This is a genomic window from Pseudomonas sp. BF-R-19 (assembly GCF_019956445.1).
In the GTDB taxonomy this organism is placed as follows: Bacteria; Pseudomonadota; Gammaproteobacteria; order Pseudomonadales; family Pseudomonadaceae; genus Aquipseudomonas; species Aquipseudomonas fluorescens_BH.
In genome coordinates this window covers 28,717-54,395 of record NZ_JAHBDN010000044.1, presented here as the reverse complement: position 1 = coordinate 54,395, position 25,679 = coordinate 28,717, and the positions used below count along the sequence as shown (strand labels likewise).

Genomic DNA, 25,679 nt, shown 5'->3' with positions numbered 1-25,679 from the left:
GCCTCAGCGGTTGGCGTCGGAGTGAGTCATGGCGGTGTAGAACAGCCAGGACACCAACAGGATGATCAGGAAGTACACCAGCGAGAATGCTGCGGCCGGCCCCAGGTCGAACTGCCCGATCGCCATTTGCGTCAGGGTCTGGCTCAAGAAGGTCGTGGAATTGCCCGGCCCGCCGCCCGTGAGCACGAACGGCTCGGTGTAGATCATGAAACTGTCCATGAAGCGCAGCATCACCGCGATCAGCAGCACACTCTTGAGCTTGGGCAACTGGATATGCCGGAACACCGCCCAGGCCGAGGCCCGGTCGATCCGCGCCGCCTGGTAGTACACATCCGGAATCGCTCGCAACCCGGAGAAGCACAACAGCGCCACCAGCGAGGTCCAGTGCCAGACGTCCATCACCAGCACGGTGACCCAGGCGTCCATGGTGTTCGCCGCATAGTTGTAGCTGATGCCCATGGCCTTGAGGCTCGCCCCCAGCAGACCGATGTCGGCCCGACCGAAGATCTGCCAGATGGTGCCGACCACGTTCCACGGGATCAGCAACGGAATCGCCAGGATGATCAGCACCACCGACGACCAGCGACCCTTGGTCGGCATGGTCAGGGCGATGGCAATCCCCAGGGGGATCTCGATCAGCAGCACGCAGGCCGAGTAGATGAACTGACGCAGCAACGAGTCGTGCAGGCGCGGATCGAGCAGCACCTGCCTGTACCAGTCGGCGCCGACGAAGTAGCGGCTGGACTGGTCGAAGATGTCCTGCACCGAATAGTTGACCACGGTCATCATCGGGATCACCGCACTGAACGCCACCAGCAGGAACACCGGCAGCACCAGCCACCAGGCCTTGTTGTTCTGCACCTTGTTCATGGCTGCGCCTCTTGGTTGGCATTGGCTTCGAGCAGGAATTCATCGGCGTAGACCATCAGCCACTGCGCCGGAAAACTGATGTAGGCCGTGCCCTGCGGCACCGGCTTGTCTTCGGCCAGGCGCACTTTCAGGGGCGCGCCATCGAGCTCGAGGCTCATGATCTTGTAGGTACCCAGGTCTTCGACGTGTACGACCTTTGCCCGCAGCGCGTCATCAAAGGCTTCGTCCCACACATGGACGAACTCCGGACGAATGCCGACCTTCAGGGTTTTCCACTCGGATTCAGCAATACGCTGCTGCATGGCCTCGGACAGCGGCAGGTGCGTCGAGGCGAAACCGACACCGCCCGGTTGCGGTTGCACCTCGATCAGGTTCATTCCGGGGCTGCCAATGAAGTAGCCGACAAAGGTGTGGCTCGGGCGCTCGAACAATTCCCTTGGCGTGCCGAACTGCACGATCTGCCCGCCGTACATCACCGCAATCTTGTCGGCGAAGGTCGAGGCCTCCAGCTGATCGTGGGTGACGTAGACCATGGTGATGTTGAACTGCTCGTGGATCTGCTTGAGCTTGCGCCGCAGTTTCCACTTCAGGTGCGGGTCGATCACCGTCAGCGGCTCGTCGAAGAGGATCGCCGACACGTCGTCGCGCACCAGCCCGCGGCCCATGGAGACTTTCTGTTTTTCGTCGGCGGTGAGGTTGCGCGCCTTTTTGCTCAGCAGGTTCTGCAGGTCGAGGACTTCGGCGATTTCCTGCACCTTGCTATGAACCCGGGCCTCGGCCATGCCCTGATTGCGCAGCGGGAAGGCCAGGTTATCGAACACCGTCATGGTGTCGTAGACCACCGGGAACTGGAAAACCTGGGCGATGTTGCGCTTTTCCGGGGTCAGGTTGTTGACCGCTTTACCGTCGAACAGCACGTGGCCCTGGGACGGGCTGAGCAGTCCGGAAATGATATTGAGCAAGGTCGATTTGCCGCAGCCCGATGGACCGAGCAAGGCATAGGCGCCGCCCTGCTCCCAGATGTGGTCCATCTCGCGGATCGCGTAGTCCTCCGGTCCCGCCGGGGTCTTGGTGTAGCTGTGGGCGAGGTTCTGCAAACGGATTTCGGCCATCAGGCAACCCTCGTGACACGCCGGCCCGGCGCCTGGACCAGCCGCCCCTGCGTATCGAACACAAACAGTTTATGGGTCGGGATGTAGATGCGGATCGGCGCATCGACGTCGTATTCGTGGACGCCCGGCAAGTGCAGCACCAGCAGGAAGTGCTCGTTGCGCACGTGCAGGAAGGTTTCCGAGCCGCTGATTTCCGCGACTTCGACGGTCACCGCCAATTCGAGGTCATCGTCGTTGCTCGGCACCAGCGAGATATGGCTGGGCCGCACGCCGAAGCGGAACTCGCCCTCGCCCACCGGACGCAGATCGACGTTCAGCGGGAAGTGCACGAAGTTGGCGAAACTCACCTCGTTGCCGGCAATGCGTCCCGGCATCAGGTTGATCGGCGGCTCGGAGAACAGCTCCGCCGCCAGCACCGTTTGCGGCTGGTGATAGACCAAGGCGGACTGGCCGCTCTGGATCACCCGGCCTTCATGAAGAATGGTGGTGGTCCCGCCCAGGGCCAAGGCTTCGTTGGGCTCGGTGGTGGCGTAGATCGCGATGGTGTGGCGCGCCTTGAACAGTTCGCGCATTTCCTGACGCAGCTCTTCGCGCAACTTGTAGTCGAGGTTGACCAGCGGCTCGTCGAACAGGATCAGTTCGGCATCCTTGACCAGCGCCCGGGCCATGGCCGTGCGTTGTTGCTGACCGCCGGAAAGCTCCAGCGGATAGCGCTTGAGAAACTTCTCGATGCGCAGCATCTTCGCGGTTTCCAGCACCTTGCTCTGGATCACTTCGCTGGATACACCGGCCTGACGCAGCGGCGAGGCGATGTTATCGAACACCGTCATGGTCGGGTAGTTGATGAACTGCTGATAGACCATCGACACATTGCGCAAGCGCACGGGGCGCTGGGTGACGTCGACGCCGTTCATCAGGATGCGGCCGCTGTCGGGCTTGTCCAGACCGGCCATCAGGCGCATCAGGCTGGTTTTGCCGGACAAGGTGCGCCCCAGCAAAACGTTGAACGATCCGGGTTCAAAACTCAGGTTGGCATCGTCGATCCAGGTCTGGCCCTCGACGGTGCGGCTGACGTGCTCCAGGGTGAGTGACATGGCTCGGCCTTTTTATTATTGGAGTCAAGCGACCGGAGCTACATAGCGACATCCGTGCCACAAAATTCAAGCTGTTGATTCAGCTTGAAATTCCCGATCAAGACGGCAAAACCGCGTTCGTTGCTGAACACAAATGAACAATCGGAAATGAACAATTGAACAGTTCACCCATTGACAGTGAACAATAGTGAACAACACTCTACGGATGCTTTTTGCCTCTCCCAGAACTTGAAATAAATGCAAAACCTGTGGGAGCGGGCTTGCTCGCGAAGGCGGTGTGTCATTCAGTGATGATGTGACTGACACACCGCCTTCGCGAGCAAGCCCGCTCCCACATGGAGTTCGGTGTGTTGCCGAGCTACCCATAACAACAATAAAAATGCTGATTCAGAGACTGACTGCCATGGCCGCACCCGCATCGCCGTTGTCCCACGACGCCATCATCCAGGACTCCTGGTCCCGCTGCCGCGCGTTCGGCCTCAGTCATCAGAGCACACCGGCATTCGACCAATTGCCGGCCGCGGGCATCGCGCAACTGCTGGAGAGCCAGCATTCACTGGTGCAAACCACCCATCAGGAAGTACTGCCCTACTACGAGAACATCCTGAGCAATTCCAATTGCCTGATCATGCTCGCCGACCACCAGGGCCAGGTGCTCACGTCCTGGGGCACCCAGCGCTTTATCGAACCCAAACTGGCCCGGGGTTTCAGCGCCGGCGCCAGTTGGATGGAGCGCTGCACCGGCACCAACGCCATTGGCACCGCCCTGGCCTGCGAACAAGCCGTGCACATCGAGCACGACGAACACTATCTCAAGGCCAACCGCTTCATGACCGGTTCCGCCGCGCCGATTTTCGATGCCGAGCGCAAGGTGATCGCGGTGCTGGACGTGTCCAGCGACAGCTACCTGCCGCCCTCCCACACCCTGGGCATGGTCAAGATGATGAGCCAGACCGTGGAAAACCGGCTGATCCTCAACCTGTTCCATGGCCAGCATTTCCAGCTGACGTTCAACACCGGCCTGAACAACCTCGACAGCCAATGGGCCGGGTTACTGATCTTCGATGAGACCGGCCAGGTGCTGTCGGCCAATCGCCGGGCCGACAATCTGCTGGGCATCAGCCTGTCGCGGGTCAGTGTCGAAAGCCTGTTCAAGGTCTCGCTACTGGAGTTGCTGAACCAGCCCGACGGCCTGCCCTTCGCCCTGCAAACCTCGGGGCGCAACCGCTTTCAGTGCCTGTTGAAGCGGCCGAAACAGGCATCGATTCAACCCCGAGTATTCACCGAGCCGGTTGTAACTGCACCGGCGGCCATCAGCCTCAACTCCCTGCATTTCGGCGACAGCCGCGTGGAAAAAGCCGTGCGTCAGGCCGAGCGCTTGCTGGAAAAAGACATTCCATTGCTGATTCACGGTGAAACCGGGGTCGGCAAAGAAGTGTTCGTCAAAGCCCTGCACCAGGCCAGCTCCCGCTGCAAACAAGCGTTCATTGCCGTCAACTGTGCTGCGATTCCCGCCGAACTGGTGGAGTCCGAGTTATTCGGTTATGAGAAAGGCGCATTCACCGGCGCCAACCAGAAAGGCAGCATCGGGCTGATCCGCAAGGCTGACAAAGGCACACTGTTCCTCGATGAAATCGGTGACATGCCGCTGCCGACCCAGGCGCGCCTGTTGCGGGTGTTGCAGGAGCGTTGCGTGCAACCGGTGGGCAGCAGCGAGCTGTTCCCTGTGGACTTGCGCATCATTTCCGCGACCAATCGCTCGTTGCGCGAACAAGTACAACTGGGGCGGTTTCGAGAAGACCTGTATTACCGCATCGGCGGCCTGACCCTGGAGTTGCCGCCGTTAAGAGAACGCAGCGATAAAGAGGCGCTGTTCAAACGATTGTGGGAGCAGCACCGCGAACCCAGCCAATGGGCCGGACTGAGCCGCGAGGTACTGGAACTGTTCGACCGCCACCCGTGGCCGGGGAATCTGCGCCAGGTCGGCAGTGTGATGCAGGTAGCGCTGGCGATGGCCGAAGAACAACCGATAAAGCCGGAGCATTTGCCGGATGATTTTTTTGTCGACCTGGAAATGGAGCCGGTCGATACGCCGGAACCGTTGGCCGTGGATCTGAATGATGCCGAGGATTTGAACCGGCAGTTGCAGGCGGCGGGGGGGAATATTTCGTATCTGGCGAGGCGGTTGGGGGTTAGTCGAAATACCCTTTACAAGCGGTTGCGCCAGACTGAATGACAGGTTAGCCGCACTGGCAGTGTTTGGCTTGAGACCATCGCGAGCAAGCTCGCTCCCACAAGGGATCTGCGTCGCACACAAAATTCAAGCATTACGAAAATCCAATGTGGGAGCGAGCTTGCTCGCGATGGCGTCAGTCCTGTCAACACAAGCCTGGAGTCCAACCCCATAAACAAAAACCCGCACAAGGCGGGTTTTGTCTGTAACAAGTAAAACTATCAGTCAGCCAGACGCCAGGTCGTGCCGCCCTTGCCGTCTTCCAGCACCACGCCCATGGCGGTGAGCTGGTCGCGGATGCGGTCGGATTCGGCCCAGTCTTTACCGGCCCGAGCTGCCAGGCGCGCTGCGATCAGCGCCTCGATTTCGGCTGCATCGACACGCCCTTCGGCGCCGGCTTGCAGGAAGTCATCAGCCTCAAGCTGCAACACACCCAGCACGCTGGCCAGTTCTTTCAAACGGGCTGCCAGACCAGCCGCTGCATTGAGATCGCTCTCGCGCAGGCGGTTGATCTCGCGGACCATCTCGAACAGCACCGCGCAGGCTTCCGGCGTGCCGAAGTCGTCGTTCATCACCTGGGTGAAACGCTCGACGAAGGCTTCGCCACCGGCAGGCGCGACAGTCGGCAGGCCTTTCAACGCGTGGTAGAAACGCTCCAGGGCGCCCTTGGCGTCCTTGAGGTTGTCTTCCGAGTAGTTGATGGCGCTGCGGTAGTGGCTCGATACCAGCAGGTAACGCACGACTTCCGGGTGGTACTTGTCGAGCACGTCGCGGATGGTGAAGAAGTTGTTCAAGGACTTGGACATCTTCTCGCCATTGATACGGATCATGCCGCAATGCATCCACGCGTTGGCGTAGGTCTTGCCGGTGGCCGCTTCGCTCTGGGCGATTTCGTTTTCATGGTGCGGGAACTCCAGATCGCTGCCGCCGCCATGAATGTCGAAGGTCTCGCCCAGGCAGCAGGTGGACATCACCGAGCATTCGATGTGCCAGCCCGGACGCCCGGCGCCCCACGGCGATTCCCAGCTCGGCTCGCCCGGCTTGGCGGCTTTCCACAATACGAAGTCCAGCGGGTCCTGCTTGGACTCGTCGACTTCGATGCGGGCGCCGATGCGCAGGTCTTCGATCTTCTTGCGCGACAGCTTGCCGTAGCCCATGAACTTGCCGACGCGGTAGTACACGTCGCCATTGCCCGGGGCGTAGGCGTAACCCTTGTCGATCAGGGTCTGGATCATCGCGTGCATGCCCGGGATGTGATCGGTGGCACGCGGCTCCATGTCCGGCTTCTTGATGTTCAGGCGCGCTTCATCTTCGTGCATCGCCGCGATCATGCGCTCGGTCAACGCTTCGAACGACTCACCGTTCTCGTTGGCCCGGTTGATGATCTTGTCGTCGATGTCGGTGATGTTACGCACGTAGGTCAGGTCGTAACCGCTGAAGCGCAGCCAGCGGGTCACCAGGTCGAACGCGACCATGCTGCGGCCGTGGCCCAGGTGGCAGTAGTCGTACACGGTCATGCCGCACACGTACATGCGCACCTTGTTGCCATCGAGCGGCTTGAAGACTTCTTTGCTCTTGGTGAGCGTGTTGTAGATCGTAAGCACTTTAATTCCTTGACGCTAAATCACTGGCCCCACGAATCACGCAGGGTCACGGTACGGTTGAATACCGGCTGACCTGGTTTCGAATCCTTGAGATCGGCGACGAAGTAGCCTTCGCGCTCGAACTGGAAACGGTCTTCCGGCTGTGCATTGCCCAGCGAAGGCTCAGCACGACAACCGGTGAGTACCTGCAGCGAATCAGGGTTGATGTTGTCCAGGAAACTCGCGCTGTCTTCGGCCTTCTCCGGGTTCGCAGAGCGGAACAGACGATCGTACAGACGCACTTCGCACTCGACGCTGGCCGCAGCCGGTACCCAGTGGACCACGCCTTTGACCTTGCGACCTTCCGGGTTCTTGCCCAGGGTGTCCGGATCGTACGAGCAGCGCAGTTCGACGATGTTGCCATCGGCGTCCTTGATCGCTTCGTCGGCACGGATCACGTAGCTGCCGCGCAGACGCACTTCACCGGCCGGCTCCAGGCGCTTGTAGCCCTTTGGCGGCTCTTCCATGAAGTCTTCACGGTCGATATAGATTTCCCGGGCGAACGGCAGTGCGCGCACGCCCATGTCTTCTTTCGGGTGGCACGGCAGTTCGAGGTTCTCGACCTGGCCTTCCGGGTAGTTGGTGATCACGACTTTCAGCGGACGCAGTACGCACATGGCGCGCGGGGCGCTGTGGTCGAGGTCGTCACGGATGCTGAATTCGAGCATGCCGAAGTCGACCACGCCGTCGGAACGGTTGGTGCCGATCATTTCGCAGAAGTTGCGGATCGATTTCGGCGTGTAGCCACGGCGGCGGAAGCCCGACAGCGTGGACATGCGCGGGTCGTCCCAACCGTTGACGTGCTTCTCATCGACCAACTGCTTGAGCTTGCGCTTACTGGTGATGGTGTAGTTCAGGTTCAGGCGGCTGAACTCGTACTGGCGCGGGTTGGCCGGCACTGGCAAGTGCTCGAGGAACCACTCGTACAGCGGACGGTGGCTTTCGAACTCCAGGGTGCAGATCGAATGGGTGATGCCTTCGATGGCGTCCGACTGACCGTGGGTGAAGTCGTAGTTCGGGTAGATGCACCACTTGTCACCGGTCTGGTGGTGGTGAGCGTGACGGATGCGATACATGATCGGGTCACGCAGGTTCATGTTCGGCGAGGCCATGTCGATCTTGGCCCGCAGCACCCGTGCGCCGTCCTTGAACTCGCCGGCTTTCATGCGGGTGAACAGGTCCAGGTTCTCTTCGACGCTGCGGTCGCGGAACGGGCTGTTCTTGCCCGGCTCGGTCAGGCTGCCACGGTATTCCTTGGCTTGCTCCGGGGTCAGGTCGTCGACGTAGGCATTGCCGGATTTGATCAACTCCACCGCCCAGTCATGCAACTGGTCGAAATACTGCGAGGCGTAGCGCACTTCGCCGGACCATTCGAAGCCCAGCCATTTGACGTCGCTTTCGATCGCGTCGATGTATTCCTGGTCTTCCTTGGCCGGGTTGGTGTCGTCGAAACGCAGGTGCGTGACGCCGCCGAACTCCTGCGCCAGGCCGAAGTTCACGCAGATCGACTTGGCGTGGCCGATGTGCAGGTAGCCGTTGGGTTCAGGCGGGAAACGGGTGACGATCTGCGTGTGCTTGCCCGAGTCCAGGTCTGCCTGGATGATCGGCCGCAGGAAGTTGACCGGCACGGCAGGGCCGGTCTTGGCATTCGAGGTAGGGTCGACAGTGGGCTTGCTCATAGGATCCTTGAACGTACAAGTGCGTGGCCGTAATGAAGGCCGGACAAAACAAAGCCGCTATCATAGCCGATGCCGTCAAGTACCTGACAGAGCGCACTCTGTAAACCGTCGCATTTAATAGGCCGTAAATGAAAAAACAGCCTCGAAATTCGCGTCTGGCACGCTAAACTGCGCACCTTGGCCAAAAAGGCTGAACCGGTGGCGGAACGCTATGTTCCAACACCACGAATTCCTTAAGTATGCTTCAACTCTAAAGAGTACCGATCATGACCCAAGTCAAACTGACTACCAACTTCGGCGACATCGTCCTCGAACTGAACGCCGACAAAGCCCCGATCACCGTGGCCAACTTCGTCGAGTACGTTAAAGCCGGTCACTACGAAAACACCGTTTTCCACCGTGTCATCGGTAACTTCATGATCCAGGGCGGCGGTTTCGAGCCAGGCATGAAAGAAAAGAAAGACAAACGCCCAAGCATCCAGAACGAAGCTGACAACGGTCTTTCCAACGACAAGTACACCGTCGCCATGGCCCGCACCATGGAACCGCATTCGGCTTCCGCGCAGTTCTTCATCAACGTGGCTGACAACAGCTTCCTGAACCACAGCGGCAAGAACGTTCAGGGCTGGGGTTACGCAGTATTCGGTAAAGTGACCGCTGGCACCGACGTTGTCGACAAGATCAAAGGCGTGGCCACCACTTCCAAGTCCGGCCACCAGGACGTACCAGCAGACGACGTGATCATCGAGAAAGCCGAGATCATTGAGTGATATTGCTGATTTCAGATTTACATCTGGAAGAGGAGCGCCCGGACATTACCCGGGCGTTTCTGGATTTGCTCGCCGGACGCGCCCGTTCGGCGAGTGCGTTGTACATTCTGGGCGACTTCTTCGAGGTGTGGATTGGCGACGATGCCATGACGCCCTTCCAGCGCTCCATCTGCCAGGCCCTGCGCGACCTCAGCGACAGCGGCACGGCCATTTTCCTGATGCACGGCAATCGTGACTTCATGCTGGGCAAGGCCTTCTGCAAAGCAGCCGGCTGCACCTTGTTGAGGGATCCGAGTGTCGTGCAACTCAACGGCGAGCCGGTGCTGCTGATGCACGGCGACAGCCTCTGCACCCGCGACGAAGCCTATATGAAGCTGCGTCGCTACCTGCGCAACCCGATCACCCTGTTCATCCTGCGGCATCTGCCGCTGCGCACCCGGCACAAGCTGGCGCGCAAGCTGCGCAGTGAAAGCCGTGCGCAAACGCGGATGAAGGCCAACGACATCGTCGATGTCACGCCTGAAGAGATTCCGCGGATCATGCAGGAATACGGCGTGAATACCTTGATCCACGGGCACACCCACCGTCCCGCGATTCACAAGTTGCAGCTTGGCGAGCAAGCGGCCAGGCGTATTGTGCTGGGGGATTGGGATCGTCAAGGGTGGGCGTTGCAGGTGGATGAGCAAGGGTTTGCGCTGGCGCCGTTCGATTTCACTCCGCCACCGCAACTCGCCGCACCCGCCAACTAAAGCCAAACAGATAACCCTGTGGGAGCGAGCTTGCTTGCGAAGACAGTGTGTCAGTCGACATCTGTATTGACTGATCCACCGCTTTCGCGAGCAAGCCCGCTCCCACAGGGATCACGCTGAACCTGTGGGAGCGGGCTTGCTCGCGAATGGGGCGACTCGGTCTTTTGTAGGAAATGCGGGTCTAGAAATCCCGCTTGTAGAAGATGTCCAGCGAACTGGCCACACCGCCAGCGGCTTCGAGGTAGACCTTTTTGCTCAGCTTGTAGCGCAAGGCAATGGTGTTGGCCGGTTCGAACACGCCGACGCCATAGCGCAGGCTGAGCTTCTCGGAAATATTGCCGCTGGCCACCACACTGGTGGCGTCGCCACTGCCCTGGGTGTCGAGCTGGAAGTCCTGGATGCCCAGGTTCTTGGCGATGCCGCTGGTCACCCCGGAGCTGCCCATCAAACCCAACCCGAGGGCCGCCTGGGCGAGCATGTTGTTGTCTTCGCCATTGCTGCTCAGCGGACGCCCGAGCACCAGATAGGACAGGGCCTGCTCCTGGCTCATGGCCGGCTCGGAGAAGATCTGCGTAGTCGGCTGCTCGGCGCTGCCACTCAAACGAATGCCGGCGATGATGTCGTCGGTCTTGCGAATGGCCTCGATGTCCAGGTACGGCTGATCGATGGGCCCGGCAAACAGCAAGCGCGCCCGACGCACCGAAAGCCGCTGGCCGTAGGCGCGATAGCGCCCGTCGTTGAGCCACAGCTCGCCGCGGGTGTCCATGTTGTCGCCGATGTGCACATGCCCCTGCACATTCGCCGTCAGGCCAAATCCTGCAAAGCTCAGCTTGTCCTCGCCGACCAGCACTTCTATGTCCATCTTCATTGCCAGCGGCGGTTTGCCCTCCTCGGTTTGCTGACCGATGATCACCGTGTCATCGGAGACCTTGACCGTCGATGGCGGCAACTCGCGAATGGTGATCTCGCCCCTGGGCACCAGCACTTTACCGGCGATGGCCAACTCGTCGCCTTTCATCGAGATTTTCAGGTCCGGTGCGACTTCAAGCTTGGCGTAAGGCTCGACGGTGACCGGCAATTGCGAGCCCTTGAGCGCCAGATCCACCACCAGCGCCTGCCCCCAGGCGATGTTGCCGCTCAGGCTGCCCTGCCCGGCCTTGCCGCTGTTCCAGCCGCCTTTCAGCTCTACACTTTCACCGGCGATGAGCGCTTGAACGTGCAGGTTTTTCAGCTCCATCGGCAGTTCAGGCCCGGAGATCTGACCGTCGCTGAGTTGCAGGCTGCCATTGACCTGCGGCGCCAGCAGCCCACCGGAAATCGTGCCGCTGCCGTTCAAGCGCCCGGTCAGCTTCTCGACCATCGGCACGAACGGTCGCGCCACCGACAGGTCCAGCCCGCTCAAGCGGAACGAGCCGCTCACGGGTTTGTTCTTCGGCAACGGATTGAGCTGCGCCTGCACCATCAGCTCGCCGAGTTTGCCGCCGACAAAATTGAGCTCGGTGTCGATGCGCTTGGGCGTGAGTTTGCTGGTGAGTTTCAGGGTCTGGTACGGGAAATCCAGCCACTGATCCTTGTCCTTGATGCGCAACGTTCCGCCGCCAGCATCGACGCTGACCTGGCCGTTCGGGCCACTGGCCGGCAGGTCCAGTTGCAGGTCGGCGTTGAGTCGGCCCTGCCAGGCGAAATCCTTCGGCAACCACTGCGCGAGGCTGTCGATCGGGAATTGCTTGAGGTGATAACGCAACTTCGGCTCGGGCATCAGACGCGAGTCTTCACCGCACAGGCTGGCCTGGCCGGATGCCCAGCAATGGGCGCCAAAGTTGATTTTGCCGTCCGCCAGGCGTTCGAGTTTCGCCGGCCCTTGCAGCTTCCAGTCCTGGCCACCGGCCTGGATATCACCACTGGCCAGGCGTCCGCGCCAATTGCCTTTGTCCAGCGCACCGTCCAGCCCCAGCGCCAGTTTCAGCTTCGGCCCTTGCAGATCGAGGCTCAGCTTCTGGGTCTTGATGTCGCCCTGGCCGCTGGCGGTCAGCGTTCCCAGTGAAGTGTCGCCTGCCCGGATGCCGCTGCCCTTGAGGCCGATTTTCGCCCGTTGCGCACTGTCCAGCGTGGCGTCCAGGTTCAGGCTTTGCAGGCGATGGTCCTGGAAAGCCAGTTGCGAGCCTTGCAAGTCAAGCTTGCCTTGGGGCGCCTTGAGTGTGCCGGCGACATCCACGCGGCCATTGAGCTGGCCGCGCAGTTGCGGCCAGAGTTGGGCCAGGCGCGGCAGCTTGAGATCGATCTGGCCGGCGAGTTTCTGTTGCAGGCTGCCTTTGCCGCTGATGCTGTTATCGCCGAGGCGAACTTGCAGGGCGTTGAGGTTCCATTGCTCGCCACGGCCATCGGCCTTGGCCTGGATCACCGCCGGTTGCCCGCGCAGTTTGCCCTTGAGGTCCAGGTCGGCATTGAGGCTGAGCGTGTCATTCTTCATTTCGCCGGTGCTGCGCAGCGGCCCGGCCAGTGTGCCCGGCAGCTCTGCGACCCAGTACGCCGGGTTGATCGCCGACAGGTCCAGCGAGGTGTCCCAGGCAATGCCGTCGGCGAATTGCAGGTTCAGGTGCCCTTCAGCCTTGCCCTGCCCGGCCTGGAGTTGAATCTGTTGCAGGTAGATTTTCGTCAGGTCGCCGGCGAAAGGGCTGGCCAGGGTGAAGGCGCCGGCCGGACCATCCGCCGCGGCGGCGAAATGCCCGAGGTACTTGCCGTCGGTGTAAGAGACTTCGCCAGTGAACGTGCGAAGCGCTACTTGCGGTTCGTCGATGAGCGGATAGAGCCTGTGCCACGGAAAGTCCAGCCAGTCGATCTTCGCTTCGGCGCTCAGGCCCTTGCTCCAATCCACAAGCCCGGTGAGCTTGAGGCTTTGCTTGTCGTTGGCGGTCAGGTCCAGCGCGGCGATCTGTGCGCCCTTGGCGTCGACCTTGCCTTGCAGCGCCAGTGCGACTGGCCCTTGCTCGGCGGGCAGCGTGGCTTTGCCGAGCAGCGCGTAGCCGTTCTTCAAGTCGCCAGCGCCGGTGAGTTCAAGCTGATTGAGTTGCAGGGTGTCCGGCAGATCGGCACTGGGCTTGAAGCCATCGGCGGTGATCCGCACCTTGGCCGGCAGGTTTTCCACCAGCGGTTGCAGTTCGCCGGTCAGTTGCCCGTTGAGGTAACCGCTGCTATCGGCTTTCAGGTTCAGGGTCTTGAGCAGGTCACCGTCGACCTTCAGCGCCAGCGCCAGGGGCTCAGGCGTCGACAACAGGGTCAGCTTGCCGGAGGCGCTAAGGGGCCAGTTGCCGGAGGGTTGCAGCAGGCCGGACAGGTTCAGGCTCAGGTCATCGCGCTGCAACGACACCGCGTCGATCTGCAAACCGGCCGTCGTCCAGTGCGCCGCCAGTTGCAAACCCTTGAGTTCCTCGCTGCCGTTGAACAACAGGCTGCCGACCTTGATCTCCCCCAGTTCGATGGCCAACGGCAACTTGAGCTCCGGGAGCGTGATCGGGCCGCTGTCTGGCTCTTCGGCACCCGGCGGGAACGTCAGGCTGACCTGATCGGCCCGCAATTGCTCGATGCACAGGGTCATGCGCGTCAGGCACAACGGCGACCAGGCAAAAATCACTTTGCTCAGTTCAACCCGGTTGCTGTCCTGCTGCCACAGCACCCGATCGGCACTCCACTGCCCGCCCAGCCGGCCCTGGAAGTTTTCCAGGGTCAAGCCCGGCACGAAACCCAATGCCCAGCGGCTGCCCGTCGCCGTGCCCAACACCATGGCCAGCGTCAGGACGACCAACATCAACAGCGCCGCCATCGCCAGCAGCGTTACTTTCAAACCACGCTTCACAGCTCAGGCCCCATGGAAAAGTGCAATCGAATACCGCCATCGTCGTCCAGCGCGTGGGCCAGGTCGAGGCGGATCGGCCCCACCGGCGATACCCAGCGCACGCCGATACCGACCCCGGTCTTGAGGTTCGGCAGTTCGAGTGTATTGAAGGAGTTGCCCTGATCGACAAAGGTCGCGACCCGCCATTTTTCGGCGACGGAATACTGATACTCCGCACTGGCGGCGACCATGTAGCGACCACCGATGCGGTCGCCGTCGGAGTTTTCCGGGGACAGGCTCTGATAGTCGTAACCGCGCACGCTCTGGTCACCACCGGCGAAGAAGCGCAGCGATGGCGGTACCGATTTGAAGCCGTTGGTGGCACTGCCGCCGACCTGTACCCGCCCGAGGAGGCGGTGTTTATCGAACACCGTGGTCAGGCCTTTGACCAATGCCGTGCCGTAGAGCAGGTTGCTGTCGGAACCCAAACCTTCCTTGGCCACTTTGGATTCGAATTGCAGGCGATAGCCGTTGTGCGGGTCGATGCGGTTGTCGCTTTTGAGGTACGAATAGCTCACACCTGGCATCAGCAAGGTACTCAGTCCCGAGTCGTCGCCCAGTTGGTAGTCCTCGCGCTGCCACTTCAGCGACACCACCCGCTGCCAGCCGCTGGGCAGTTTGCTGTGCCACTCGGGGCCGAGGGTCAGCAGCTTGCTGTGGCTTTCCTTATCGGCGATTTCTTCATTCTGGTAGCCACCGGCAAAACGCAGTTTGTCGGTCAGTGGCGGGTCCAGCGGAATGTCGTAGAACAGCCCGACGTTTTGCCGAGGTGCCGAGACTTCGGTTTCCCAGCCATAACTGTGCCCTTGCGCGTTGACCCAGTGCCGGGTCCAGTTGGCCTTGGCCCGTGGACCGACGTCGGTGGAAAAGCCAAGGCCCAGGCCCATGGTCCGGGGCTTGCGGGTTTCGAGCTTGACGTCCACCGGGATCGCATCGTCCTTGGACGCCGCGGGCGCCGCGTCCACGCGCACGCCTTCGAAGTAGCCGCTCGATTGCAGGTTCTGATTGAGTTCGGCGATCAGCTCCGAGTCATACGGCGTGCCGGTCTTGAACGGCACCATGCGTTGCAGCAGCTCGTCGTCGAACGGTGTATCGCCTTCGAAACTGACCTTGCCCAAGGTATAGCGCGGACCGCTTTCATAGATCAGTTCGATATCGGCAACGCCGGCACGCGGGTCGACCGACAATTTTGAACGGGTGAACCGGCCGCTGAAAAAGCCATAACGCGAAGCCTGATTCTGGATCAGGCGCTTGGCGTCCTCGTAATGCCCATGATTGAGCACGGCGCCGGGCTTGAGCGCGTCGCTCTTGGGGATTCGAAAAGACTTGAGGGAGGCTGCCGGACCGTCGACACGCACCGTGACGTTGCGCAGATGCACCGGCTCGCCGGGGTCCACCGTAAGCACCAGGCGCGGCTTTTCGCCGCCCTTCACCTCGCTGTCGATGTGCGGCTGGTAATAGCCCAAGGCCTGGGCGGCCTTGCGCGCCTGTTCTTCGGCGCCACGGCTGAAGCGCAGCAACGCTTCTTCATCGCGATCGCCAAGGCTGCCGATATAGCCTTCGATATTGGCCTTCAGCTCATCATTGGACGGTTTGATCCGTACATCCAATTCACTTTGTGCCAGCGCCGCACAGCTGGTTATCAGCATCAGTACGCCGCTGGTAATTCTTCCTGGAAACTTCATAGGCGCGGATGCTATCACGAGCTTGAGAGCGTGATAGAGCCTGACATGCCCGGAAAGTTCGCCGTTCAAGCCGTTGCTGTTTGTAACACCTGGGGATTGGGGTGAAAAAACACGTGCTCGCGAATCGGTCCTACGGCAACTTCACCGATTTCCTCATAGCCCTGGCGCTTATAGAACTCCAGATAGCGAGGGTTCCCGGTATCGAGGATCACGCCCTGTGAGTTTTCATCCACCGCGCACCAGTTGTGCACAGCTTGCAACAGTTGCTCACCGAAATGTTTGCCCTGGAACTGCGGATGAACCCCCAGCAATGGCAAGACATGCACCGAGTCATTCGGCACGCAGGCCTCCACGGCAGCGTGATATTCGAGGTAGCGACGGGTGCAGCGAAATCCTGTGCTGAGCACCATGCGCAGGCGCCAGGCCCAACTTTCGGTGACGCCGAGGCGACGTTGCGGCGGTGCGATCAGGGCGATGCCGATCAGGCGGTCGTTGACCAACAGGCCGATGGCCGGCAGGTCCTGGAGAAAATGCTGGGTCACCAGTTCGCGCACGGTGGCGCGAACCCGCTGTTCGTAGCCGGGGCGCTCGGCTTCGAACAAATAGCCGAAGGTCGGCTCGTGTCGATAAGCCTGGTACAGCAGCGAACGCGCTTCGCGGGCGTAGCCGCTGTCGAGCATGTGAATATCGGCGATGGCGGTCGAGGTTTCGGGCATGACGGTTGATCTCCCCGGCACAGCTCGGGTGGCTGCGCTCTTGTTGTTACGAGCTGATCGGTGCTGACACAGTTCCTTACAGATCCGCAATGAGTGTAGGCAATGAAATCGCCTTCGTCGGAACGCCGCCCGGAGCAAGCCTGCTCCCACAGGTGATGAGCCGGCCTTGCTTTTGTGGGAGCGGGCTTGCTCGCGAAAGGGCCATCACTGCCCATGCACAACTGACTGGCAAAACCGAATCCCCTCACCCCACACTGGCCCGATTCCCACATGTCAGCTAGCATCGCCCTTTTGCCAGGACTGCCGACCATGAAGATCGTCTCCTTCAACATCAACGGGCTGCGCGCCCGTCCCCATCAGCTGGCGGCGCTGATCGAAAAGCACCAACCCGATGTGATCGGCTTGCAGGAAACCAAGGTCCACGACGACCAGTTTCCCCTCGATGAAGTCAGAGCACTGGGCTACCACGTGTACTTCCACGGGCAAAAAGGCCATTACGGCGTCGCCCTGCTCTCGCGCCAGGAGCCGCTGGCCCTGCACAAGGGTTTCGCCACCGACGAAGAAGACGCCCAGCGGCGCTTCATCTGGGGCACCTTCGCCGACGCCAACGGCGTGCCGGTGACCATCATGAACGGTTATTTCCCACAGGGCGAAAGCCGTGACCACCCGACCAAGTTCCCGGCCAAGGAACGTTTTTATGGCGACTTGCAGCAATTGCTGGAAAGCCAGTTCAAGAACGACCAGCCGCTGGTGGTGATGGGCGATGTGAACATTTCCCCGGAAGACTGCGACATCGGCATCGGCCCGGACAACATGAAGCGCTGGCTGAAAACCGGCAAATGCAGCTTCCTGCCGGAAGAGCGCGAGTGGATGGCCCGCTTGAAGAACTGGGGCCTGGTCGACAGTTTCCGCCACCTGAACCCGGACGTGACCGACACCTTCAGCTGGTTCGACTACCGCAGCCGTGGCTTCGAAGACGAACCCAAGCGTGGCCTGCGCATCGACCTGATCCTCGCCTCCCACGGCTTGCTGCCACGGGTGAAGGCCGCCGGTGTGGACTATGAACTGCGTGGCATGGAAAAACCTTCGGACCATGCGCCGATCTGGCTTGAGTTGAGCTGATCCCTGAAGGCTGCACCCCCCCCTGTGGGAGCGGGCTTGCTCGCGAAAGCGGAGTGTCAGTCACTATTTGTGCTGACTGATACACCGCTTTCGCGAGCAAGCCCGCTCCCACATCAGAAAGTGTCATTTTTCGGAAACCTTACTGACTTAATCTCCCGGCACCTCCTTTGGCTATATAAGGTGCCGGCATGATGCTGCGCGTGTTGTTCCTGTTGATGCTGTGCACGGGCTGGCCGCAGGCGGCCTCGGCCGGCGACTTGCCGACACCCGAACACGGCCCGGTGCTGCGGATTCAGGGCTCCAACACCATCGGCGCGGCATTGGGACCGGCGCTGGTCGAGGGTCTGCTGAGTGAACAGGGCCTGCGCAGGATCCACCGCGAAACCCGGGACACCGCCAACGAACTGCGCATCGTCGGCGAAACCGCTGAGGGCCATCGGGTTGTGGTGGAGGTGGCGGCCCATGGTTCCAGCACCGGTTTCACTGCACTCAAAGCAGGCAGCGCCGATCTTGCCGCCTCGTCACGCCCGATCAAGGACAGCGAACTGGCCAGCCTGCAATCGCTCGGTGACCTGAAAAGCCCGAGCGCCGAACAGGTCATTGCCATCGACGGCCTGGCGATCATCCTTCACCCGGACAATCCGCTGATCCAGCTCGACACCCTGCAACTGGCGCGTATTTTCAGTGGTGAGGTGAAATCCTGGGAAGACATCGGCGGTCGCGGCGGGCCGATTCATCTATATGCGCGGGATGATCAGTCCGGGACCTACGACACCTTCAAGGAACTGGTCCTCAGCGGCCGAGGGAAAACCCTCGGCAGCGCGGCGAAACGCTTCGAGTCCAGCGAACAACTCTCTGATGCGGTCAGCGCAGACCCGCAAGGCATCGGTTTTATCGGCTTGCCCTACGTGCGCCAGGCCAAGGCCGTGGCCATTGTCGACGGTCAATCACAAGCCATGCTGCCGCTCAACAGCCTGATTGCCACGGAAGATTATCCGCTGTCCCGTCGGTTGTTCTTCTACCTGCCACCCAACGGGAAAAATCCCTGGGCTAACGCTCTGGTGGCCTTTGCCCAAAGCAGCAACGGCCAGGCCATAGTCGCAGCGAACGGCTTTGTTGCCCAAACCGTCCAGGCCATGGCCGTTACCCCCAATGCGTTGATGCCTGAGGGTTATCAGGCGCTGAGTCGACATGCTCAACGGCTGTCGGTGAATTTTCGCTTCGAGGAAGGCAGTGCCAGCCTGGACAACAAGGCGCGGCAAGACCTGATGCGAGTGCTCGACTATATAAAGCAGCACGGCAAGACCGATGGTCAGGTCACGTTGGTGGGGTTTGGCGATGCCAAGAGCGACCCGGCACGCGCCGATCTGTTGTCGAAGCTGCGGGCCATGGCGGTACGGCGGGAGTTGGTGAAGAGCGGCGTGGTGTTTCGCGAGATTCGCGGATTCGGCGCCGAAATGCCGGTGGCAGCCAATAGCGCCGATGAGGGAAGGATCAAGAATCGGCGGGTTGAGGTTTGGGTGTATTGAACCTGATGTTGGTGCATTGAATGGAATGACGCCTTCGCGAGCAAGCCCGCTCCCACAGGTCCAGTGATAACCCTGTGGGAGCGGGCTTGCTCGCGAATGGCAGGCGCCGCGGTCTTACTGCCCGCTACGCATCATCTCCTTCGGCACATACTTGCCGATTTCGAACTTGCCGATCGCCGCACGGTGCACTTCGTCCGGGCCGTCGGCCAGGCGCAGGGTGCGCTGCATCGCGTACATGTAGGCCAGCGGGAAATCGTTGGAAACCCCTGCCCCGCCATGGATCTGGATCGCCCGGTCGATCACCCGCAGCGCAACGTTCGGCGCGACGACCTTGATCTGCGCGATCTCGCTTTTCGCCACTTTGTTGCCGACGGTGTCCATCATGTACGCCGCTTTCAACGTCAGCAGGCGTGCCATGTCGATTTCCATCCGCGAGTCGGCGATCTTGTCGATGTTGCCGCCCAGGCGTGCCAGAGGCTTACCGAACGCCGTGCGGTTCACCGAGCGTTTGCACATCAGTTCCAGTGCGCGCTCGGCCATGCCGATCGAACGCATGCAGTGGTGAATCCGGCCAGGGCCAAGGCGACCTTGTGCAATTTCGAAGCCGCGTCCTTCGCCCAGCAGGACGTTTTCGTACGGCACTCGCACGTTTTCGAAATGCACTTCGGCGTGCCCATGAGGTGCATCGTCGTAACCGAACACCGGTAGCGGACGCACGATCTTCACGCCAGGCGCATCCACCGGCACCAGAATCATCGAGTGCTGGGCATGACGCGGCGCATCCGGATTGCTCAGGCCCATGAAAATCAGGATCTTGCAGCGCGGGTCGCAAGCACCCGACGTCCACCACTTCTTGCCGTTGATCACCCACTCGTCGCCATCACGTACTGCACGGGCGGCCATGTTGGTGGCGTCGGAGGATGCGACATCCGGTTCGGTCATGGCGAAGGCCGAGCGGATCTCGCCGCGCAGCAAGGGTTCGAGCCAGCGCTGTTTCTGCTCTTCATTGGCGTAACGCACCAGCACTTCCATGTTGCCGGTGTCGGGTGCCGAGCAGTTGAACGGCTCTGGTCCCAGCAGCGAGCGGCCCATGATTTCCGCCAGCGGCGCGTATTCGAGGTTGGTCAGCCCGGCGCCGAGCTCGGACTCAGGCAGAAACAAATTCCACAGACCCTCGGCCTTGGCCTTGAGTTTGAGTTCTTCCATGATCGCGGTCGGCTGCCAGCGATCGCCCACGGCGACCTGGCGCTCGAACACGGCTTCGGCGGGATAAACGTAGGTGTCCATGAACGCTGTTACGCGCTCACGCAGTTCCTGAACCTTGGGCGAATAAGCGAAATCCATGAGCGAGATACCTTCTTGGGGGAGGTTGTTTAGGTCATGCAATCGATGCTAGAACAGCATTGATAATTTACCTAGCCTATTCTCGGCGTGTATAAACATTCATCACCGATATATGATCGACTGATCGTCACGGTCAGCCCGCCCACACAATAAGAGAGCCGCGTAATGAATCTGAGCAAGGTCGACCTCAACCTTTTCATCGTCTTCGACGCGATCTACACCGAAGCCAACCTGACCCGTGCCGGGCAGATTGTGGGCATTACCCAGCCAGCGGTGTCGAACGCTCTGGCCCGGTTGCGCGAGACCTTCAACGACCCGTTGTTCGTGCGCACCGCCCAGGGCATGGTGCCGACGCCCATGGCCCAGAACATCATCGGCCCGGTGCGCAACGCGCTCTCGCTGCTGCGCGTGTCAGTGCAGGAAAGTCGCATTTTCAACCCGCAGCAAGCCGTCAAGACTTACCGCATCAGCATGACCGACCTCACCGAAGCGGTGATCCTGCCGCTATTGTTCCAGCGCCTGCGTCGCCTGGCGCCGGCGGTGATCATCGAAAGCTTCCTGTCCAAACGCCGCGAAACCACCAAGGAACTGGCGGCCGGTCGCCTCGACTTTGCGGTGGATGCGCCGCTCAACACCGACCCGCAGGTGCGTCACGTCAAGTTGATGGAGGACCGCTACGTGTGCGCCATGCGCAAGGGGCATCCGCTGGCGGGCAAGGAGAAATTCACGCTGGATGATTACCTGGGCCTGACCCACATCCATATTTCCAGCCGTCGCAGCGGCCTCGGCTATGTCGACCTGGCGCTGGGCAAGATGGGCATCCAGCGCAAGATCGCCCTGCGCTCCCAGCATTACCTGATGGCCTCGCAAGTGTTGCAGCAGACCGACATGGTCATGACCGTGCCGGAACGCTTCGCCCGCCGTAACGACCTGCACGCCTTTTATCTGCCGGTCAACGATGTGCCGCCGGTGGAAACCCATCTTTACTGGCACGAAAGCACCGACCAGGACCCGGCGAACCGCTGGATGCGCGAGCAGATGATCGAGTTGTGCCAGCAGGTGACGGCGCAGGAGAAAAAGCTCGAGAAGGTGTAGGGCTTGATACCGGGGTGACTTCTTCGCGAGCAAGCCCGCTCCCACATTGGATCTTCAGTGGACACAATACTTGTGCCCTACACAGATCCCTGTGGGAGCGGGCTTGCTCGCGAAGAGGCCCGCAAGAACGCTGAAATCTCACGCCCCTTGACGTAAACGTCAACCTGCCATTAGCTTAGCGCCATGACCTTTTGCGAGCGCGCCCATGAGCAGCCAGACCTACAGCATTTCCGACCTCGCCCGCGAGCTCGACATCACCACCCGCGCCATTCGCTTTTATGAAGAGCAAGGCCTGCTCAGCCCCGAGCGCCGTGGCCAGGAACGCATTTACTCGCCCCGCGACAAGGTCAGCCTGAAACTGATCCTGCGGGGCAAGCGCATCGGTTTCTCCCTGGCTGAATGCCGCGAGCTGATCGAGCTCTACGACCCGTCCAGCGGTAACACCAAGCAACTGCACAGCATGCTGGCGAAAATCAGCGAGCGTCGGGAGCAGCTTGAACAGCAAATGCTGGACATCGAACAGATGAAACTGGAACTCGATACTGCCGAAGAACGTTGCGTGCAGGCGCTGGAGCAGACGCTCAAAAGCCAGGAATCGGTTCAGTAGTCGACGCGAATCAAGTGTGGGAGCGGGCTTGCTCGCGAAAGCGCCGGATCAGTCGACATCAGAGTTGAATGAAAAACCGCATTCGCGAGCAAGCCCGCTCCCACAGTAGATCACCACTCACCCATTACTTCAGGTGAACCCCATGCCCCTCCCCACCCACGTACGCATTGTCGAAGTCGGCCCACGCGATGGCCTGCAAAATGAAGCCCAGCCCATCAGTGTTACCGACAAGGTGCAACTGGTCGATGCGCTGACCGCAGCCGGGCTCGGCTATATAGAAGTTGGCAGTTTCGTATCGCCCAAATGGGTGCCGCAGATGGCTGGCTCCGCCGAGGTCTTCGCGCAGATCCAGCGCAAACCGGGCGTGGTCTACGGCGCGCTCGCCCCCAACCTGCGCGGTTTCGAAGATGCCCTCGCCGCCGGGGTCAAGGAAGTGGCCGTGTTCGCGGCGGCATCCGAAGCGTTTTCCCGGCGCAATATCAATTGCTCGATCAGCGAAAGCCTGGAACGCTTCGGGCCGATCATGGAGGCCGCCAGACAACATGGCGTGACCGTGCGCGGGTATGTGTCCTGTGTGCTGGGCTGCCCCTATGAAGGTAACGTCGCCCCGGAGCAGGTCGCCGTGGTCGCCCGCGAGCTCTATGCCATGGGCTGCCATGAGGTCTCGCTGGGGGACACCATCGGCACCGGCACCGCTGGCGCAACCCGCAGGATGTTTGAAGTGGTATCGAAGGATGTGCCCCGGGAGAAGCTCGCAGGGCACTTCCACGACACCTACGGCCAGGCTGTGGCCAACATCTACGCCAGCCTGCTGGAAGGCATCTCGGTGTTCGACAGCTCCATCGCCGGTCTGGGCGGCTGCCCCTATGCCAAGGGCGCCAGCGGTAACGTCGCCACCGAAGACGTGGTTTACCTGCTCAACGGCCTGGGCATCGACACCGGAATCGAGCTCGACGCCTTGATGCTCGCCGGTCAGCAGATTTGTACCGTACTGGGTCGCCCTACCGGCTCCCGCGTGGCCAAGGCCCGCAGCGCACAGTGAGTGCGCTGAGTGTGTCCGGGTGTTACCACTGTGTCTGAAACGTGGGCGCAAGCGAGTAACACGGAAACAAAATGTAGGGTTTTGCCTGAAGCGCAAAACCCTACAAATCTTCAAAGCATTGATTTTAAAGGCTTTTAAAAAGTTGGCACGCCTCCTGCTATATCTATCGCACAACAAGAATAAAAAAATTGCGGCAAACCTAATAAAAACAAGACGTAACGAATCTGACATAACAAAAACAACACGGCAGAGACGCAGCTAACAGATTTTTTTGGAGAAGATGTGCTTTTCAGGGTGCTTTTCGGAGTTACCCGCAACCGGACAGAGAATAATAAAACTACCCTCAGGTAGCTCCCGTATTGGTTGGATCGCTCAGCGAAAAAGTAGATCAGCGCTCAAAAAAATACGTTTGCTCTTGATCCCGGATGGGGATCGCCAAAAACAGCGGTAAAGGGCAACGGTTGCCAAAAACAACAACAGACCGACCCTCAATAATAAAAAAAGAGCACGCGCAACGAAAATTAAAGGGGAGCTTCGGCTCCCCTTTGTGCTGTCTGGCGTTCAGGTTTTCCTAAATCAAAACTGTGGGAGCGGGCTTGCTCGCGAATGCGGTGTTTTAGTCAATACATGTGTCGACTGATCCGACGCTTTCGCGAGCAAGCCCGCTCCCACAGGGGATTTGTGGTCAGGCTTTATTGATGCGCAACTCCTCGATACTGATCTCACGCATCCTGAATTTCTGGATCTTGCCAGTCACCGTCATCGGAAACTCCTCGACGAACTTGAAGTAGCGCGGCGTCTTGAAGTGCGCGATGCGCTCCTTGCACCAGGCTTGCAGCTCTTGCTCGGTGGCGCTGTGGCCGGGGTGGAACTTGATCCAGGCGACGATCTCTTCGCCGTAGCGCGAGCAAGGAATGCCGATCACCTGCACATCCGCAACAGCCGGGTGAGTGAAGAAAAACTCTTCCAGCTCCCGTGGGTAGATGTTCTCACCGCCACGGATGATCATGTCCTTGTTGCGCCCGGCAATGCACACGTAACCCTCGTCGTTCATGCTCGCCAGGTCACCGGTATGCATCCACCCTGCCTGATCGATGGCGTCTGCCGTGCCTTCGGGGTTGTTCCAATAGCCGAGCATCACGCTGTAACCGCGGGTGCACAGTTCGCCGATGGTGCCGCGCGGCACCAGGTTGCCCGCCTCGTCGATGATCTTGCTTTCCAGTTGCGGCTGCGTGCGGCCGACGGTGGTCACGCGCAGCTCCAGGTCGTCTGCAGGACCGGTCTGCAACGACACCGGGCTGGTTTCCGTCATGCCATAGGCAATCTGCACTTCGCTCATGTGCATTTCGCTAATGACGCGACGCATCACTTCGATGGGACAGGTTGCGCCCGCCATGATCCCGGTGCGCAGGCTCGACAGGTCGAACTGGGCACGTTGTGGTTGGTCAAGCATGGCGATGAACATGGTCGGTACGCCGTACAGCGCCGTGGCCTTTTCTTCGGCCACGGTGCCCAGGGTCAGCAGCGGATCGAATGCGTCGTTCGGGTAAATCATCGTACTGCCATGGGTGATGCAGCCAAGATTGCCCATGACCATGCCGAAACAGTGATACAGCGGCACCGGGATCACCAGACGATCGGCCGCCGTCAGGCCGAGGCTTTCGCCGACCATGTAACCGTTGTTGAGAATGTTGTAGTGACTGAGGGTCGCGCCCTTGGGGAAACCGGTGGTGCCGGAGGTGTACTGGATATTCACCGGCTGATCGAAATGCAGGCTGTCCTGGCGCTCATGCAGTTGCTCGACCGTCACGCTGCCCGCCATATCGGTCAGTTGCGACCATGGCAGGAAACCGCTCGGCGGCTGTGCATCCAGGCTGATGACGCCACGCAATTCCGGCAACCGCCCGCTCTGCAACTTGCCGATGGATTGCCCGGCCAACTCCGGCACCAGGCCTTGCAGCATCGCGTGATAGTCCGAGGACTTGAAGGCCCCGGCACACACCAGCCATTGGCAGCCGGATTGCTTCAACACGTATTCGAGTTCGGAACTGCGATACGCCGGATTGATGTTGACCAGGATCACGCCGATTTTCGCGGTGGCAATCTGGCTGATGCACCACTGCGCGCAGTTCGGTGCCCAGATACCGAGGCGGTCCCCGGCTTGCAGCCCCAGCGCCAGCAGTGCTCTGGCGTGCAGGTCCGCGGCCTCGGCCAATTGGCGCCAGGTGTAACGCAGCTGTTGATGGCGCACCACCAGCGCCTCCCCGTCCGGGTACTGCGCAACCGTGTTGTCGAATGCCTGGCCAATGGTCATCGCCAGCAAGGCTTTGTCCTGGGAACCACGGGTGTAACTGCGTTGCGGGCTTGCACTGGGTTGATCCATGACGACCCCTATTGTCTTTATTTATGGGCTACCGGCGGTCTCTTGTGGGAGCGGGCTTGCTCGCGAAAGCGGTGTATCAGACAACATGAATGTCGACTGACAGGACGCTTTCGC

18 protein-coding genes are annotated in these 25,679 nt (G+C 60.5%); 8 read left to right on the top strand and 10 right to left on the bottom strand.

Going from position 1 to position 25,679, the window contains the following annotated elements:
* Positions 1-3: 3 nt before the first annotated feature.
* Genes KGB28_RS10530 through KGB28_RS10520 form a run of 3 tightly spaced genes read right to left on the bottom strand, consistent with a single transcriptional unit; the run spans position 4 to position 3,076 of the window.
* Positions 4-870 (bottom strand): carbohydrate ABC transporter permease, encoded by an 867-nt coding sequence (locus tag KGB28_RS10530; RefSeq protein WP_150725924.1) that lies wholly within the window; start codon positions 868-870, stop codon positions 4-6.
* Positions 867-1,982 carry an ABC transporter ATP-binding protein gene (locus KGB28_RS10525; protein ID WP_223444734.1) on the bottom strand — a complete coding sequence of 372 codons (1,116 nt, stop codon included), beginning with the start codon at positions 1,980-1,982 and terminating at the stop codon, positions 867-869. The genes KGB28_RS10530 and KGB28_RS10525 overlap by 4 nt, the downstream gene beginning before the upstream one ends.
* Positions 1,982-3,076, bottom strand: coding sequence for an ABC transporter ATP-binding protein (locus KGB28_RS10520; RefSeq protein ID WP_223444733.1), 1,095 nt, complete (start codon positions 3,074-3,076; stop codon positions 1,982-1,984). Before KGB28_RS10520 ends, KGB28_RS10525 begins: the two co-directional genes overlap by 1 nt.
* A 403-nt stretch (positions 3,077-3,479) precedes the next feature.
* Here KGB28_RS10520 and KGB28_RS10515 point away from each other — a divergent pair, with 403 nt between their 5' ends.
* Complete coding sequence (locus tag KGB28_RS10515; protein WP_223444731.1) at positions 3,480-5,312, top strand: sigma-54-dependent Fis family transcriptional regulator; 1,833 nt, start codon at positions 3,480-3,482, stop codon at positions 5,310-5,312.
* Between the two features lie 218 nt (positions 5,313-5,530).
* On the opposite strand, the gene cysS is transcribed toward KGB28_RS10515, so the two are convergent.
* Together cysS and KGB28_RS10505 are read right to left on the bottom strand one after the other, a co-directional pair.
* Entirely contained in the window at positions 5,531-6,913 is a 1,383-nt protein-coding gene (gene cysS, locus KGB28_RS10510; protein WP_223444729.1) for a cysteine--tRNA ligase, read from the bottom strand.
* 20 nt (positions 6,914-6,933) lie between these two features.
* Positions 6,934-8,631, bottom strand: a complete 1,698-nt coding sequence (locus KGB28_RS10505) for a glutamine--tRNA ligase/YqeY domain fusion protein (protein ID WP_223444728.1) — start codon at positions 8,629-8,631, stop codon at positions 6,934-6,936.
* A 266-nt stretch (positions 8,632-8,897) separates the two neighbouring features.
* Between KGB28_RS10505 and KGB28_RS10500 the strand changes: the two genes are divergently transcribed.
* Together KGB28_RS10500 and lpxH are read left to right on the top strand one after the other, a co-directional pair.
* Positions 8,898-9,401 (top strand): peptidylprolyl isomerase, encoded by a 504-nt coding sequence (locus KGB28_RS10500; RefSeq protein ID WP_008053603.1) that lies wholly within the window; start codon positions 8,898-8,900, stop codon positions 9,399-9,401.
* A complete protein-coding gene (gene lpxH, locus KGB28_RS10495; RefSeq protein ID WP_223444726.1) occupies positions 9,398-10,150 on the top strand; it encodes a UDP-2,3-diacylglucosamine diphosphatase in 753 nt (250 codons plus the stop codon). Before KGB28_RS10500 ends, lpxH begins: the two co-directional genes overlap by 4 nt.
* Positions 10,151-10,331: 181 nt before the next feature.
* Here lpxH and KGB28_RS10490 read toward each other — a convergent pair whose 3' ends face one another.
* The 3 genes from KGB28_RS10490 to KGB28_RS10480 form a co-directional block, all read right to left on the bottom strand.
* Positions 10,332-14,003: a translocation/assembly module TamB domain-containing protein gene (locus tag KGB28_RS10490; protein WP_223444715.1), complete on the bottom strand. Its 3,672-nt coding sequence runs from the start codon at positions 14,001-14,003 to the stop codon at positions 10,332-10,334.
* On the bottom strand, positions 14,000-15,727 hold the full coding sequence (locus KGB28_RS10485; RefSeq protein WP_223444713.1) for an autotransporter assembly complex protein TamA: 1,728 nt from the start codon (positions 15,725-15,727) through the stop codon (positions 14,000-14,002). Before KGB28_RS10485 ends, KGB28_RS10490 begins: the two co-directional genes overlap by 4 nt.
* A gap of 65 nt (positions 15,728-15,792) precedes the next feature.
* Positions 15,793-16,443, bottom strand: coding sequence for a GNAT family N-acetyltransferase (locus KGB28_RS10480; protein ID WP_223444711.1), 651 nt, complete (start codon positions 16,441-16,443; stop codon positions 15,793-15,795).
* A gap of 309 nt (positions 16,444-16,752) precedes the next feature.
* On the opposite strand from KGB28_RS10480, the gene xthA reads away from it, so the two are divergent.
* Positions 16,753-17,565, top strand: coding sequence for an exodeoxyribonuclease III (gene xthA, locus KGB28_RS10475; RefSeq protein ID WP_223444710.1), 813 nt, complete (start codon positions 16,753-16,755; stop codon positions 17,563-17,565).
* A gap of 188 nt (positions 17,566-17,753) precedes the next feature.
* Positions 17,754-19,094 (top strand): substrate-binding domain-containing protein, encoded by a 1,341-nt coding sequence (locus tag KGB28_RS10470; protein ID WP_223444708.1) that lies wholly within the window; start codon positions 17,754-17,756, stop codon positions 19,092-19,094.
* Between the two features lie 114 nt (positions 19,095-19,208).
* Here KGB28_RS10470 and KGB28_RS10465 read toward each other — a convergent pair whose 3' ends face one another.
* Entirely contained in the window at positions 19,209-20,438 is a 1,230-nt protein-coding gene (locus KGB28_RS10465; protein WP_223444706.1) for an acyl-CoA dehydrogenase, read from the bottom strand.
* Between the two features lie 165 nt (positions 20,439-20,603).
* On the opposite strand from KGB28_RS10465, the gene KGB28_RS10460 reads away from it, so the two are divergent.
* The 3 genes from KGB28_RS10460 to KGB28_RS10445 all read left to right on the top strand — a co-directional run bounded on the left by KGB28_RS10460 (position 20,604) and on the right by KGB28_RS10445 (position 23,182).
* Positions 20,604-21,533, top strand: a complete 930-nt coding sequence (locus KGB28_RS10460) for a LysR family transcriptional regulator (RefSeq protein WP_223444704.1) — start codon at positions 20,604-20,606, stop codon at positions 21,531-21,533.
* A 205-nt stretch (positions 21,534-21,738) separates the two neighbouring features.
* Positions 21,739-22,140 carry a MerR family transcriptional regulator gene (locus KGB28_RS10455; protein ID WP_046037804.1) on the top strand — a complete coding sequence of 134 codons (402 nt, stop codon included), beginning with the start codon at positions 21,739-21,741 and terminating at the stop codon, positions 22,138-22,140.
* A 142-nt stretch (positions 22,141-22,282) separates the two neighbouring features.
* Complete coding sequence (locus tag KGB28_RS10445; protein ID WP_223444697.1) at positions 22,283-23,182, top strand: hydroxymethylglutaryl-CoA lyase; 900 nt, start codon at positions 22,283-22,285, stop codon at positions 23,180-23,182.
* Positions 23,183-23,867: 685 nt separating this feature from the next.
* Here KGB28_RS10445 and KGB28_RS10435 read toward each other — a convergent pair.
* Positions 23,868-25,565, bottom strand: a complete 1,698-nt coding sequence (locus KGB28_RS10435) for an AMP-binding protein (protein WP_223444696.1) — start codon at positions 25,563-25,565, stop codon at positions 23,868-23,870.
* Positions 25,566-25,679 lie beyond the last annotated feature (114 nt).

What these genes read in the sequence shown, in the direction of transcription:
- KGB28_RS10530 (WP_150725924.1), bottom strand. Translation starts at nt 870, where the DNA reads ATGAACAAGGTGCAGAACAACAAGGCCTGGTGGCTGGTGCTGCCGGTG.
- KGB28_RS10525 (WP_223444734.1), bottom strand. Translation starts at nt 1,982, where the DNA reads ATGGCCGAAATCCGTTTGCAGAACCTCGCCCACAGCTACACCAAGACC.
- KGB28_RS10520 (WP_223444733.1), bottom strand. Translation starts at nt 3,076, where the DNA reads ATGTCACTCACCCTGGAGCACGTCAGCCGCACCGTCGAGGGCCAGACC.
- KGB28_RS10515 (WP_223444731.1), top strand. Translation starts at nt 3,480, where the DNA reads ATGGCCGCACCCGCATCGCCGTTGTCCCACGACGCCATCATCCAGGAC.
- KGB28_RS10505 (WP_223444728.1), bottom strand. Translation starts at nt 8,631, where the DNA reads ATGAGCAAGCCCACTGTCGACCCTACCTCGAATGCCAAGACCGGCCCT.
- KGB28_RS10500 (WP_008053603.1), top strand. Translation starts at nt 8,898, where the DNA reads ATGACCCAAGTCAAACTGACTACCAACTTCGGCGACATCGTCCTCGAA.
- KGB28_RS10485 (WP_223444713.1), bottom strand. Translation starts at nt 15,727, where the DNA reads ATGAAGTTTCCAGGAAGAATTACCAGCGGCGTACTGATGCTGATAACC.
- KGB28_RS10480 (WP_223444711.1), bottom strand. Translation starts at nt 16,443, where the DNA reads ATGCCCGAAACCTCGACCGCCATCGCCGATATTCACATGCTCGACAGC.
- xthA (WP_223444710.1), top strand. Translation starts at nt 16,753, where the DNA reads ATGAAGATCGTCTCCTTCAACATCAACGGGCTGCGCGCCCGTCCCCAT.
- KGB28_RS10470 (WP_223444708.1), top strand. Translation starts at nt 17,754, where the DNA reads ATGATGCTGCGCGTGTTGTTCCTGTTGATGCTGTGCACGGGCTGGCCG.
- KGB28_RS10465 (WP_223444706.1), bottom strand. Translation starts at nt 20,438, where the DNA reads ATGGATTTCGCTTATTCGCCCAAGGTTCAGGAACTGCGTGAGCGCGTA.
- KGB28_RS10460 (WP_223444704.1), top strand. Translation starts at nt 20,604, where the DNA reads ATGAATCTGAGCAAGGTCGACCTCAACCTTTTCATCGTCTTCGACGCG.
- KGB28_RS10455 (WP_046037804.1), top strand. Translation starts at nt 21,739, where the DNA reads ATGAGCAGCCAGACCTACAGCATTTCCGACCTCGCCCGCGAGCTCGAC.
- KGB28_RS10445 (WP_223444697.1), top strand. Translation starts at nt 22,283, where the DNA reads ATGCCCCTCCCCACCCACGTACGCATTGTCGAAGTCGGCCCACGCGAT.
- KGB28_RS10435 (WP_223444696.1), bottom strand. Translation starts at nt 25,565, where the DNA reads ATGGATCAACCCAGTGCAAGCCCGCAACGCAGTTACACCCGTGGTTCC.